Source organism: Parabacteroides sp. AF17-3 (genome assembly GCF_003635445.1).
In the GTDB taxonomy this organism is placed as follows: Bacteria; Bacteroidota; Bacteroidia; order Bacteroidales; family Tannerellaceae; genus Parabacteroides; species Parabacteroides goldsteinii.
Genome location: NZ_QTMM01000010.1, coordinates 1 through 14,073, shown reverse-complemented (window position 1 = coordinate 14,073; position 14,073 = coordinate 1). Strand labels below are relative to the sequence as shown.

The 14,073-nt window shown below is 40.1% G+C and carries 10 protein-coding genes; 3 read left to right on the top strand and 7 right to left on the bottom strand.

What is annotated here, in order from left to right; all coding sequences use genetic code 11:
* Positions 1-261: 261 nt before the first annotated feature.
* From DWW91_RS14155 to DWW91_RS14135, 5 genes are all read right to left on the bottom strand, one after another.
* Positions 262-1,695: a fimbrial protein gene (locus DWW91_RS14155; RefSeq protein WP_122328100.1), complete on the bottom strand. Its 1,434-nt coding sequence runs from the start codon at positions 1,693-1,695 to the stop codon at positions 262-264.
* 35 nt (positions 1,696-1,730) lie between these two features.
* Positions 1,731-2,813, bottom strand: coding sequence for a fimbrial protein (locus DWW91_RS14150; RefSeq protein WP_122328099.1), 1,083 nt, complete (start codon positions 2,811-2,813; stop codon positions 1,731-1,733).
* An 11-nt stretch (positions 2,814-2,824) separates the two neighbouring features.
* The gene (locus tag DWW91_RS14145) at positions 2,825-3,739 is read right to left on the bottom strand and encodes a FimB/Mfa2 family fimbrial subunit (RefSeq protein ID WP_046145483.1); all 915 of its coding nucleotides are present in this window, start codon (positions 3,737-3,739) and stop codon (positions 2,825-2,827) included.
* A 56-nt stretch (positions 3,740-3,795) separates the two neighbouring features.
* Positions 3,796-5,067, bottom strand: a complete 1,272-nt coding sequence (locus DWW91_RS14140; protein WP_122328098.1) for a fimbrial protein — start codon at positions 5,065-5,067, stop codon at positions 3,796-3,798.
* A 220-nt stretch (positions 5,068-5,287) separates the two neighbouring features.
* Positions 5,288-6,592 (bottom strand): fimbrial protein, encoded by a 1,305-nt coding sequence (locus DWW91_RS14135; RefSeq protein WP_122328097.1) that lies wholly within the window; start codon positions 6,590-6,592, stop codon positions 5,288-5,290.
* A 374-nt stretch (positions 6,593-6,966) separates the two neighbouring features.
* Here DWW91_RS14135 and DWW91_RS14130 point away from each other — a divergent pair, with 374 nt between their 5' ends.
* Complete coding sequence (locus DWW91_RS14130) at positions 6,967-7,863, top strand: Rpn family recombination-promoting nuclease/putative transposase (protein WP_122328096.1); 897 nt, start codon at positions 6,967-6,969, stop codon at positions 7,861-7,863.
* A 104-nt stretch (positions 7,864-7,967) separates the two neighbouring features.
* Here DWW91_RS14130 and DWW91_RS14125 read toward each other — a convergent pair whose 3' ends face one another.
* A complete protein-coding gene (locus DWW91_RS14125; RefSeq protein WP_122328095.1) occupies positions 7,968-9,536 on the bottom strand; it encodes an ATP-binding protein in 1,569 nt (522 codons plus the stop codon).
* 752 nt (positions 9,537-10,288) lie between these two features.
* Between DWW91_RS14125 and DWW91_RS14120 the strand changes: the two genes are divergently transcribed.
* On the top strand, positions 10,289-10,570 hold the full coding sequence (locus DWW91_RS14120) for an HU family DNA-binding protein (protein ID WP_010801728.1): 282 nt from the start codon (positions 10,289-10,291) through the stop codon (positions 10,568-10,570).
* 130 nt (positions 10,571-10,700) lie between these two features.
* On the opposite strand, the gene DWW91_RS14115 is transcribed toward DWW91_RS14120, so the two are convergent.
* Positions 10,701-12,767 carry a response regulator gene (locus tag DWW91_RS14115; protein WP_007655305.1) on the bottom strand — a complete coding sequence of 689 codons (2,067 nt, stop codon included), beginning with the start codon at positions 12,765-12,767 and terminating at the stop codon, positions 10,701-10,703.
* Between the two features lie 590 nt (positions 12,768-13,357).
* Between DWW91_RS14115 and DWW91_RS14105 the strand changes: the two genes are divergently transcribed.
* Positions 13,358-14,073 (top strand): FimB/Mfa2 family fimbrial subunit (locus DWW91_RS14105; protein ID WP_122328094.1); only part of this gene is annotated, 716 nt, incomplete at its 3' end.

The window sequence follows — 14,073 nt, the reverse complement described above, 5'->3', positions numbered from 1 at the left end:
GAATGGCGATAGGCGGAAGTTTCAAGTTTAAGGGGTAAAAATACCAAGGATGCAGATTGATAGATGTGCCATTTAAAAGCGATAGAAATGCCGATAAAAAGAAGATATCCCCTCCAAAAAGAGGTATTCATATCTGGGAAATGATATTCTAGGGTTTTGATAGCCCCACCCATCAGGATGAAACTTATACATATATATTAAGACCAAAAAAGGCAGAGATACAAAATACCTCTGCCTTTTTTGTAATATTTCATACGAAGCTTAATTAACATCCTCCTCATTTTGGTTGACAACCTCCCAAGGTTGCACTATAACACTGACACTGAGATTGGCATTCAACATATTCTTATCTGGATTGTCAGTACCTTCGCCAGTTAAAGTAGCATGTATCTTATAGATGTTATTCCGCTCTACACCATATTCTTTTTCCCCGTTGCCATATCGTACTGGAATACGGAAATTACGTTCACCTTCTATAACACCATTCTTCCACTTTCCGGTAATGATCAAAGTTGTATAGATTTCCTTTGTTTTGCCACCATCTAAAATATCTCCACTTTTACCTTCGTCCTGTCCTATTGCATAATTATTAAATTCAAAGACATAGAAACAAGGCATTTTCACATTAGATTCAGTTCCATCTGAAGTTATTTCACCAAGATCTGCACCTTTAAAAACAATAGGTTTGTCATTCGATACAGTGACGCTCTCCTGGTAATCATGTTTCAAACCATCCAGCACTTTTCCTGCAGCAATGAAATAATCAGCACGATCAATATCAGGAACCGGATGCCCCCGATAAAAAGTGTTTGTCTGATCATAAACATCTTCTTTTTCCAACACTTTTTTTAATCCAAAACTAGACTCACTATAAAGTTTAGATGCATTACTGGCATTCGCAACAGAAACTCTCGTTAATGTAAATGTCGCATCTTCATAATTATTGGTAAAGTTTGCTTGCAATTCTTCCAATTGGATACGAGCAACATAACGAGTCAATGGTATCTTATTTGAATAGTCATACGCATCATCCCCCGCAGTCCAGTTTCCACTAGTTCCGGTCAACACTTTTCCATTCCCGTCAACATATATTACTGTTTTACTACCATCAGTATTCTTTTCAACCCAATTATGGTAAGCCGTTCCAGCTATTAAATTGGAAACACTCAACATTTCACTACTCATCGGCAAATATTGCTGACTTTCGCCCGTTGTTGAATGAACTCCTGAATAAGTATATTGTTCAAGCCCTGTAAAAAAGCTGTTCGCTTTAAAGTCTTCCAAATTTGCCGGCGAAGACGCAAGTTTTACATTAGCCAATAAAAAAACGACTAATTTTGTGTTCGAAACCTCACCTGCATCCTGTGCATCCACTTTGACTACTATATCTTCAATCTTATCAATAGACTCACCGTCCTTTGCTGTCACTGTCTTTGTTGTAGCCAGCGCCCCATTGTCTTCATAAAAGACATAAGCGGTCAGTGTATTAATAAAATCTTCCTGGGCAGTGCCTGCTTCATCCTCTCCAGATGTAACATTTCCTTTTGTCACCGTCTTGTTATTCGCTGTAGCCGTAATCGACAAGTAGGTATCAACCTGTTTCATTTCAGGAATCTCCGGACCATTACCATCGTCAGAGCAGGAAGCCAGTGCACCAACGGCTAATGCAGCTAAAAATAAATGTTTGAGTTTCATATCTTTAATTTTTTACTTATTTCGTTTATATCTTGTTAATCGATCACGACATCCTGATAAACCTGTCCCCAGTCTACCACTTCCACACGAACCAGTAATGAGGTCGGCTCTTCCGGATCGAAGCTGTTTTCACCGAAGGTAACCCATACACGGTAAACGTAGTTACGTTTGATCAAGTTATGACCGTATCCCAAGTCTACACCGTTCAAGTTGATCGGTGAGGTAAAAGTCTTAGTCTGCGTTATATCACCGGAGGCATTTACCAGGCTGGCTCTTAGCTGTATACTGGTAGGGGCAGTTGTTTCGGAATTTTCCATTACATAAGTAACATAGCTTGTTCCTGTCAATGAATTGGCATCGTTTATTGTAGAATTCATAGAAACAACCGGAGAATTATCCAAGTTTCCATCTACTTCTACTACGCCCCATTCGGCTTCACTAAAATAATGTGCCTGAGTCTTACGGTTAATAACCGAGACCTGTTCAAGTCTTACTGAGTTTCCCTCAAGTTTAGTTCCGGCAAACTTAGTATCTACTGTGACCAAATCAATTCGGGAAGCAACACGGGTTAAATAGATCGGAGAAGATATTCCGTTGATATTGTCATCCCCCATAGAAGTATATCCCAGATAGTTGTCACCTGCAATCAGCGGCTTATCCGTATCGATCACCCGGCTACTCATAGCCAAACTTGTCTGTGACTGGGAGGCCAGATCAACCAACACCGACTGGAAACCTGCGTAAGAGGTTATGCCGTCGACTACATTTTCCGGGATATTGGCAACAATCACGATACGTGCATTATTCGACTTGGCTGGCACATCTGTCAATGTTGCCGTATATTCCGTTTGTACCGGCTCCCATCTTGAACCGTATACCTCCGAACCGTCGGCACTAAACACGATTACTGCCAAATTATTTATATTAGCCTCACCCTGCAATTCATTCTTATCATCCGGATTGTAAGCTTTAGTCTTTACCCCGGCCGCCTTGATAGCAATAGCCAATTTTGCATCGGCCGTCGTATCAACCTTCGGATCATCGTCTTTTGAACAAGCCAGACAAGCCAATAAGCAAGTACCCGTCAACAAAAGAGCTTTTAATTGTTTTATTTTCATGATCTGTTTTGTTAAAATTCAATATGATCGTTTACTTCGCCCCAAGGACGTACTTGTACACGGGCCGATAAAGTTCCGTCTTCTGCAAATTCAAGTACGATATGGGTATTTTCACCGGCTTTAGTGGCAATCGGCTTGTTATCCTGGTCATGCGTAGCACTGCCCAGATTAATACCGTTGATATCAAGAGACACTCCCAGACCGTCACCCGGACAAGCGGTTTGCAAATTCGGAGTTTTCCACTCACCTGTATTTTTATCATTGGGAACACTGGCTGGATTGTAATAGACACTGTCACCTATCTGTTCTCCCTGGTAATCGAAGCCACTCAATGTCCGGTTCAGATAAAAGTCACATTCATTAACCGATGATATACCTTTACTTCTCAAACCGTATTTCAGGTTTATAGTTTCAATCGTTACAGAGCCGACTTTCGGATGGACTACAATCTCCTTATTCTCAGTAATTCCCCCACTCGCTTTTGTTTGTACCTGTTGGATTCCAAAATACAAACTATCCGGCAATACGGCCAGGCTATTCTGGCTTTTCAACATCACTTTCAGATCTTCGATTCGTTTACTTTCGGATACTTCCTGCTTATCTCCCAACACATTCACATTACCCCAAGCCACGATATTCAGCTTTTGGGAAGCAGGATAGTTATCAAGCACGATCTCATCATGCGAAATAATAAAATCCTTATCCAGAACACGAGTTTCAAGATAGTTCAAATTCTCATCAAAGATATAGAGTGATGCAGCCGACACATATCCCAATCCGGTAACATCTTCCCCCTTTATATTCTCTGCCTTTAACCGAAGTTTATAACATTCGTCCAAATCATCCTTGATACAACTGGTAGCCAATACTCCCAACAGACAGAGCGCCGGAAATAAAAGTTGTCTTATAATAGCATTGCGTTTCATAACAATTAATTTTACTTGATATAGTTTATTTTATTTACCCTATTACAAATATTAGCTTATTCAACTTCCTCATGGACATTCTTTACATTCCAAGGTTCTACCTTAACGGCAGTACTCAGGTTAGTAGAAATCATCGGATCATAAGGGACTTCAGAACCCGGACCTAAAATGGTCAAGTTTATTTCATATTTACAATTACGTTTCACATAATTATGCTTTCCAACGCCTTCGTAATTGCTCGCATTCATATCTGCCGGATTATTAACGATAACAGCATAAAATCGGTTTTTATCTGTTATATCTCCTCCACCCTTACTTGTATAAGTATAATCACCTCTTACGACAAACAGAGTATAATTTTTACCTGTGCTGTTTGTTTCTCCATTAACATTCTCATATACGTAAAAAGGATAATCAATGGATGCCGGGATTTTGTTCCAACTGTCGGTTAGTAAACAATTCTCTGTTTCTTCTTTTTTCAAATTTTCAGATTCAGTCTGAGTTCCATATTTATATGTCCCCATATCCATCGTTCCCTCAAACATTTCACCTACCCAATATTTTAAATAATCATTATCAGCGGTTATTGTAAACGGAGTTTCTATCTTACCCCATTCTTCCCTTGAAGCAGCTTGTGACAGGCTTTTCACATTAGCAACGAAAACTTCTTTTAAAAGGAAAGACTTACTATTATAATTCCCTTCAGATGATAAATTAATTGATTTTAAAGATACAGAAGCTACATTACGAACTAATTTAACAGCTCCATCTCCTTTTATTTCAACGCCATCAGTCTGCCCATCTACAGATGGCAAATCACCTTTACTCTCTGCATATCCAAAATAATTGGTCTTATCAGCAATAATTTTAATATCGTCAAAAACCTGGCTACTCATCGTCAGGCCGTTTTCCGAATACTCATCGCTCAATGTTATCGGAGTTGCAATAAATTCTTCCATCGTTTTAGCGCTCTTTAAAGCAGCCTCAACTTCGGTACTCGCATTAGCTACAACTACCACCTGAACATCACCAGCATAAACCTCCTGAGGACCTATCTGACTAAACTGACCATCTACGGATGTTGTCGGTGTTTGTGTATAAATCGTACTCCAAGAATCGCCAAATATTCCGACTGTCAGTTTATTAACTGTTTTATCATAATCAGTATTTCCTGCTTTAGTACGCTTAGCTACCTGATCATTTTTTACGGATACAGCGAATTTTGCTTTCTGAAGAATCGGTTCCTCAGGCCCTGCAGGATCGTCTGACGAACAGGCAGATATTCCGCACAATAATAATCCGAGAAGAAAATAGTTTTTGAAATTCATAGATATATATATTTTTTTATTTACCCCATTTGCTTCATTTATTTTCACATTACAAAAGTAGCCAAGAAGCCTTGTTTCTCAGATAGGTGCAAGTATCTATATTAATAGACAAAAGTATCAATTTACTAAAACTGATACTTTTCCCTATATTGTGCGAGGTTTACCGACAAAAAAAGAGCCTCTACCTAAGGCAGAGACTCTTCTTATATATTCAAAATCTTTATTCAACAACAGAACCTTGCGTAGCTTTTCCCCAATCTACAACTTTTGTTCTTACGAATAAATCTGCAAATTTGTCTTCATCTGGTGCTGTTGGATCATCTAAACCTTGTCCAGCTAATGTAGCCGTTATCTCATAAATTACATTTCTATGTATACCATCAGCTTCTAAACCTGAAACAGTTCCTGCTCCAATAGTAATAGGCCAATAGGACGTTTTTTCTTCAACTGACTGTGTTTTATCGCCAGTAACACCATTAGTCAAAGAAAATTTACCTTGGATTACTAACTTTGTAGCCATTTTTCCTGTTTTTTTGTTATCTGCATCGGTACCTGTTATTTGATCATTTTCAAATACATAGAATTTAAGCCCTTCAGCTAAATTTATTTTTTGCTCACTATTGGCCTGTGATATATCTTGAGTTTTCTTACTATCTTTACTCAATGTTTTTGAATAGTTCGTAACAGTAGAACCTGTAAAATTTGTAAAACCACTAATACCTGAAACATAATCATTAACATTAGTAGCTGTATAATTTGCCACTACACTACCCCATGTTGGAGTTGTTGATGAATACCAAGCAGAACTATTAACATCTGCCACTTTCGATTTTGAACGTCCATGCATAATAAAAGCTTTCTCAGGAGTAAATGTTGCAGTTCCAGCTGTATACACTACGCTTGTTGCTTGTTTCATATCAAAAGTCAAGCTAACCAAATCAACTCTAGCAACATTTCTGATTAATGGAACAGGGGCTGTATTAAGATTTCCATCTTCTTCAGAAATCGTAGTAACATCACTGTATCCGTAATAATTGTCGCCCTCCTTCAATGTAAATGCTTGAGTCAAACCACTACTCATTGGCAAATAACTATCAGAAAAACCATCAGAAGCAGGAATTGCAATTTCAGGAGAAGGAAAAGAATTTGCGTTTGTAGAAGAAAAATCAATATCTCCAACATTGGCAACAACCAGAAGTTTCACTGATCGACCAGCAGTTAAACCTTCTACTTCTACTTCATTATTTGAACTTGTAGCTTCCCCATCAAAATTTACAAGTGAACTACTTTTTGTAATATAAGCTCCGGTAGCATCATAAACAACAACTGTCAAATCTGTTATTTTCTTTTCGTTGTCAGTCTGAGTTTCACTTTCACTGGCTCTTGTCTGAAGATTTTTTTTCACAGCTACAACCAATTTTGCATCACCTTTTCCTTCCGGATTTGGCGTAGGATCGTCATCGTTTGAACAAGCAACGAACGCACAAGCGATCATTGTACCGAATAATAAATTTCTTAGTTTCATATTCTTAAAAATTTAGAAGTTATATAATACGTTTAATAAATACTAGTTTTAGCCATAAGAGGATTATCATTTTACCCTATACGATAATTTGTTTCTCGATGACATTGCAAAGGTATGGTGGTCATAAAAAACTCTAAATAGGTATCAGTCTCAATTATCAGCGGTAAAACTCTAAATGTTTTTCAACGGGTCTTTTGAGGCTTTTTGGCACAATTGTAATACTCTCAAAAAAGGGGTAAAAATCTCTTTTGAGGGTGGAAGGAGGAGATTTTTTGAGCAGCCGCGGAAATAAATTGATTTTAAATGAGAAAGAGGACTCTGGCATGAGAAAATCACTTATCTTTGCCTAAGTAACATATAAAATAAGAATAACTATGAAAAATCATTCTGCATTGGTTCATTTTGATTGGGCCGTCAAGCGCCTTTTGCGTAATAAGTCGAACTTTGTTGTGCTGGAAGGTTTTTTGTCCACTTTACTGGGGCAAGAGATACGTATTGTCAAAATGCTGGAAAGCGAAGGTAATAAAGAAACCTCGGAGGATAAGTTCAACCGCGTGGACATGCTTGCTGAAGACAGCAAAGGCGAACTTATCATCATTGAAGTTCAGAACAACCGCGAACTGGATTATTTCCACCGTATGCTCTACGGAGCGTCCAAGGCCATCACCGATTACATCAACGAAGGACAGGAATATGGTATTATCCGTAAAGTATATTCGATCAACATCGTTTATTTTGAGTTAGGCCAGGGAAAAGATTATGTCTATCATGGAAAAACAACCTTTAAAGGTATCCATTACAATGACGTTCTTCAACTCTCTGTCCGGCAGAAAGAGCAGTTTGTCCGCCACGAAGCCGGTGATATCTTTCCTGAATATTACGTATTACGCGTGGACGGCTTCAACCAACAGGCCAAAACCCCGCTCGATGAATGGATCGCTTTCCTGAAAACAGGCGAGATCGACCAGAACAGCACAGCTCATGGCTTACAGGAAGCTCGCGAACGCCTGCGCATAGACCAGTTAAATGAGAAAGACCGGCGACAATATTATGCAGATATGGAAGCACTGCGTTATCAGCGCAGCGTGATCAAAACCGGCTGGATCGAAGGGAAAGCAGAAGGGAAAGCGGAAGGTCTTGCAGAAGGGAAAGCAGAAGGTCTTGCCGAAGGACAACGTCTGATTGCAACCAATTTTAAAAAGCAGGGAATCTGCATCGAAACGATAGCCCAATGTACCGGTCTGTCCATAGAAGAGATAAACGAATTATAATCCAGAACTATATAAATCAGCAATGTTTCGCCTTTCCGGAAAGCTTTGCTGATTTTTTGTTTCATTTCTGAAGTTATCAACTGTCATCTGTTAACTGTCAACCGTCAACCGTCAACGGCTTTCCATTCACCGATATTACGATCTTCTTTGTTAAAGGAGGCGCCTACTTTGACTAACTGACGGCCATCGGCTGCGTAAGGGATCAGATAGCCTCTGTCGTCGATCTGACGGAGGGCTTCGTCTACCGAACCGTTCAGTTTGAATTCAAATACATAGATATAATCTGTTGTTTTTACGACGGCATCGGCACGACCACGGGCACTGCGCACTTCGACATCGACATATTGCCCCAATAGCTTAAAGACAATATAGAAAATCACCTGATAATGACGTTCCGTCTTGTCGTTCAGTTCGTAGGGCATACCGGCAAAGAAGGCGCGAAGGCGTTCCATAAAACTGTCGACATCACCTTCACGCAACTCATCCCAGAATTTTCCTATATAAAACGGGGCATTCGCTTCCGACATAGGTGTGTAATAGGGAGTAATGAAATTTAACCACCCATATTCTACCTCGGCATTCGGATAACCGAGTACATAGAAGTTCTTTAGGAGGTCGTACTCCTTAATCGTCAGGTACCCACTCTGGTAAATGATCGGTACCGGGTTATGAAAATCCATCCGGTAATCGGTCAGTGCAGCAGCAGGTACTTCTATGCCATCCAGTTTCCGAAGGTCATAATCTGTCTTTTTCAGTATATCGACCAACATAGTAGGCGTGCCGGTGGCAAACCAGTAACTCTGAAATACACGACTGCTAAACACATTCAAAATACTAAACGGATTATATAGTCCTTCTGTCTTGATCTGCGTAAAACGATAACCGTCGTATCTGCGTGTCAGTTCATTCATCGTTTGCTCAAAGGTTAAACCATTCATTTCGCCAACCGCTTTTACATCCGGAGTAAAGGTATGTTCAATCTCCTGGCGGGTCAAACCGCAGATATTGGCATAAACCGGATTCATGCTAATGTCCATCAGTTGGTTCAGGTTACTGAAGACTCCCAACTGTGAGAACTTCGTTACACCGGTGATAAACACAAAACGCAGATAGCGGTCGGCATCTTTCAGTACGGTATAGAAGCCGGTCAGCATTTCACGGTAAACGTCTTGTAGATCATCATTAAATAATGTACGCAAAAGCGGTTTATCGTATTCGTCGATCAGGACAACCACTTTCTCCCCTGTTTTCTCACAGGCTTGACGAATGATTTGCATGAAACGTCCGGCATAGCCCACTTCTTTATCTGTTTTACCGTATTGCTTTTCCCATTCAATAAAATGAACTTCAAACACTTGTTCGAGACTCCGTTTATCCTCGTAATACTGGGCATTCAGACTCAGATGAAGCACCGGATATACTTTCCAATCCTTTTCCAACTGCTCGATAGCGAGTCCCTTGAAGACCTCTTTTCGTCCGAGGAAATAAGCTTCGAGCGTCGAAAGCAGCAGGCTTTTGCCAAAACGGCGCGGGCGGCTCAGGAATATAGGATTTCCGGAAACAGCCATTCGATAGACCAAAGCCGTTTTATCAACATACAAAAAATTTTCTTCACGCAATTTTGTAAAATCCTGTATCCCTACCGGGAGTTTTCTGATCGGCATTGTTTCCATATTTCCGTCGTTTTTAAGTACCAATACAAAGATAAGAATAATGAAGGAATATGCCAATGTAAATACAGATAGGTTCGGTATTATCCAACGACTTTAATAGCATTTTGCAGCAACAAAAGCGCATTTTCCAACTTTATGATAAAGATATAGCAAATTCAGTAACATTCAAATTGCCATATCTCTCCCTTTTAGAAAAACAAAATACACATTTATTAACACAACATCCGATAACAACTAACTTTTCAACTCTCTGCAAACAAAAAAAAGTTCATTTAAAACGAATTTCAAATCCGTTTAAAACGAAATAAAATTTGACTGCAGCAAAATTTCATTTCGTTTTAAAGCAAATTTTTGTTAATTAAAGAAGAATAATCCCGTTTTTTGAATTTTTCAAGCGCTATATTACGTGTTATGGAACATATTCTCCTTCCGGAAGCACAGAAATATTCACCCGCAGTCAACTATCAAAATTCATACAAAAAGACACCTAAACGAGCATTATAACAAGAATCACAACTAACATGGAATATTATGACGCTTATCACGCGATATACAGAGCACATCGGATACACATAACCTTATTACAATCGCCTGCAAACAATCAATATCGTGCTACATTCCGTACAATCCACCTACAAGACACATTAAATATCATTTTGTCAAAAACATCTATATTTTTTGCCGGAACCATTCTATTATACAGTTTGTTTTCATTAGCTTTGCAGAATTATTAATCATTAAAATAAATACCCATGAACAGAGCAGAACTCATTGAGGCTTTAGCTGAAAAGTCCGGATTGAGCAAACAAAAAGCAAAAAAAGTCCTGGAATCCTATATGGAGATCGTGACTGAAAAAATGTCCCAAAATGAAGAAATAGCCCTTATTGGCTTCGGAACGTTGATTCCCAGACCGCAGAGTAGCCGGATGGCACGTAATCCAAAGACCGGCACTCCGGTACGGATCAAGGCCAGAACAACCGTAAAATTCAAACCAGGCAAATTCTTGTTGGAAGCTATAAACGGTAAAAAATAATACCGACACATTCATCTTCTAAAGGTCGATGATGCAAAAAATCTCGTTTAAAACGAGAAAAAACCCGTTTTAAACGAAGTTTGTGCTCATTTAAAACGGGTTTTCAGGTAAATATAACTATATACTGATCTTACGGCTGCCCGTATTGCGAAGGCGTCGTTCCGTATTGTTCCGTGAAACGTTTGCGGAAGGTGGCCGTGTCGTTGAAACCGACCATTTCTGCGACTTCCTGCACCGAATACTGCTGCGTCTGGATCAACTCGGCGGCCTTTTTCAGACGAATCGTACGGGTCAGTTCCAGGATACTGCAATCAGAGAATTGCTTAATTTTACGATACAATGTCGGCAGACTCATGTTTAATGAGTCTGCGAGCACCTTTGCCTCAAAGGTGGAATCGTCAAGATGCATCTCGATGTTTTTAACAACCAGGTCCATAAACGGATTGCTCGGTATGCCGGAATCGCTTTCATCCGTATTCGGTGCGCTTGTTCCTGCCAGCGACTTGGTGAAGAATTGCTTCAATTGTTCGCGGCGTTTCACCAGGTTGTTCAGTTTGCTGCGAAGAATCTCCACATCGAACGGCTTGGTGATATAATCGTCCGCCCCGGCTTCGAGACCGACAATGATGTCTTCGCTCTCCACCTTCGCCGTCAGCATGACAACCGGTGTCTGCGAAGTGCGCGGATCGGCCTTCAACTCCTTGCAGGTTTGAAAACCGTCTTTCACAGGCATCATCACGTCGCAAAGGATCAGGTCCGGATTGTTGGCAAAGGCAACTTGTATTCCCTCCTCTCCATTACGGGCTTCGAGAATCTCATATTCCTTAGTAAAGACATGTTTCAGGAACCAACGGATCTGGTCGCTGTCGTCGATGACAAGGATTTTCTTGCCGGTGAGCTTTTTCTGCGGGACAACCTGAATAAATTCGGCAATATCTTCCTTCTGACGGTCGTTCAATCTCACCAGGTCAGCTTCGGGTTCTACAAATTCCACCCGGCGTTCCATCAGGTGTTGTTTGCCTAACGGTATTAATAATGTATAGACAGTGCCCGACGAAGTCGTTTCGTTGCTATAAAATCCGCCGATGTCATCCACCATATCGTGCACCTGCTTCAAACCGCGGCGAGCACTTTCATTCTCATCCAGTCCTTCATCCTGCACGGACAGAGAGCAATATGCTTTCCCGTCTTTCCTGACGACTGAAATATCCAGCGTGACTTTGCCATAAACAAATGTATTCTTAAATGCATTAGATAATAATGTACGTAAAGCATATTCCATTTTACGGCGGTCGAGCCAGATCCATAACTTAGCCGTCTGGGTATTGACCTGGAAATCGACATTATTCATCGCAACCCAGTCTACAAACAGGTCGCATATCTGCCGGGATATTTCCACCAGGTCGTAACGGGCGATGCGCAGATAATTGGCGACATCGTTTGCCCGGCGGGTTCCGATCAACTGATCGGCAAGGTCCTGCAAAGCAAGTGTATTACGATAAGCCGAAAGTAATTGGGTGGACATATCTTTTTCTTCATCCTTATTCTGTACCACCAATGCCAATGAACCGAGCACCAGTGAAAGAGGTGTACGCATTTCGTGGATTGTCTCGATAAAGAAGTTATCGTGGATCATTTCGGCATCCTTCAAACGGGACTCGGCTTCCGAAAGCCTGTCGGCAACCTCCCGCTGCATGGCATCACTCTCCTTGATCTTGGTGACGAGCAACTGCTCCAGGTCTTTTTTATTGCTGTTCAGCGTAGAGATCATCGTCTCCTGCGTGGAAAGTTTCTGAACCAGCTCTTTATTCGCTGTTGACAATACATTATATTGAGATTCCAGTTCATTTCTCTCAGATTCGAGTTCTGCCGCTTTGGACTCGATAGCCTCCTTCTGCTCCTCCAACTTCTTCTTAGCAGCTTCCAACTCATTATTTTTTTGCTCAATCTCAATCTGGTTCAGGGCAAGCAACTCCTTTTCCTTTACCGCCTTTTGGGACTGGCTCGAAAAACCGGCATACATCTTTCTCAAATAAAAAGCCGCCAGGACAAACAACAATGCCAAAAGAATGACTACTACAAGAACAGTTATCTCCAAAGGGCTGGCGGAGCCTCCTGCTGCAAATGCCTGCTGACCGCAAAAAGCAAAGCATGCAAGAAAGACAGACCACTTCCTGAACAAAGTTCTATTATTCATAATGATATATATATTTTAATTTCTAAGATAATTTTCTCCCGAGTATTTCAGAACCAACAGTAAACCCTCCTCATAACTGTGTATAATCATCTATGCAAAGATGATAATAAATTTTCGTTTTGCGAACATCAACGCAAGATTATTTGCGTAAAAAGAAATGATTATCATATTTTTTTCGCACGATTTCCGATATTCAAACCAGCTTATCAGTAATATTTAGCATAATAATGGGATTGACCGGAACAGAAATAAGTACTATTACTAACCGGCAGGGCAAAAGCGGGTGTATTCGTATCACAAACACAGGCTATTCCTATCAAATAAGATATAAATACAGTAATATCAGAAACTGATTCGAGGGCTAAAACGACACTTACACCACCTATTTGAGACATTCACACCACTTGTTTTGATATTTTCGGCGATTATTTTGATTGCTTTAACTTTTATTATCTCACTATACGATACACATATCATTTTAGTCTCTATATTTGCAACATTAAGATGAGAGAAAAGGTTTTGATGAGGGTCTTAACCGGAAATAATCTCTTGAGTATAGGGTAATTTTAAGCATATAAAAAATTAAGGTCATGAAAAAGGGTAGAATTTTCACAAATTGTTTGTTTATTGTTTGCACACTGATGGCAGCAATTTCTTTCACTAGTTGTTCCGCTGATAGCGATTCTTCTTACTCAGGTATTGATGAAAGCGTAATTAAAAATGCTGATTCTCAGACTGAGGCTCCTTTTTCTGTTGTACTGAAAGCTTATTCCGATAACAAAGATATCACCGTTAAGGGTGACGTAGACCAGACTACTCTGTTCGTTTTTGATCAGAATGGTGACTACTACACACAAGTGTCTCTCGACAAAACTTATTTGCTACAGGCAAAACCGGTTGAGATCAGCTGTCCGGGTTCAAAACAGATCACAGTTGTTGCATGGGCAGGTCTTTCTTCCGATAGCGAAAATATCAGCGCCATGAGCAAAGCGAATATTATTTCTGATTTGCAGGTTAGCCTGAAGCAGAATAACGGCGTTGCAGCCGCTTTACCGGGAGATTTATTCTACGGACAGATTACTTTAAAGAACACTGCTACTAAGGCTGGTGTTGAAACTCTAAAAATCGAACGTAAAGTTTCTTCTATTTCCCTGATTACAAAAGGCGTTATTAAAATGCTTGATTCCAGAGAAGGTAATTTTTATTACAAAGTAAAGAAAACAAAAGCTTCTTTTGATCACAACGGTAAATTGACAGGCGAAGAAATTGAATATATCATCCCTGCAACCATGGACGCAAAAGGTAA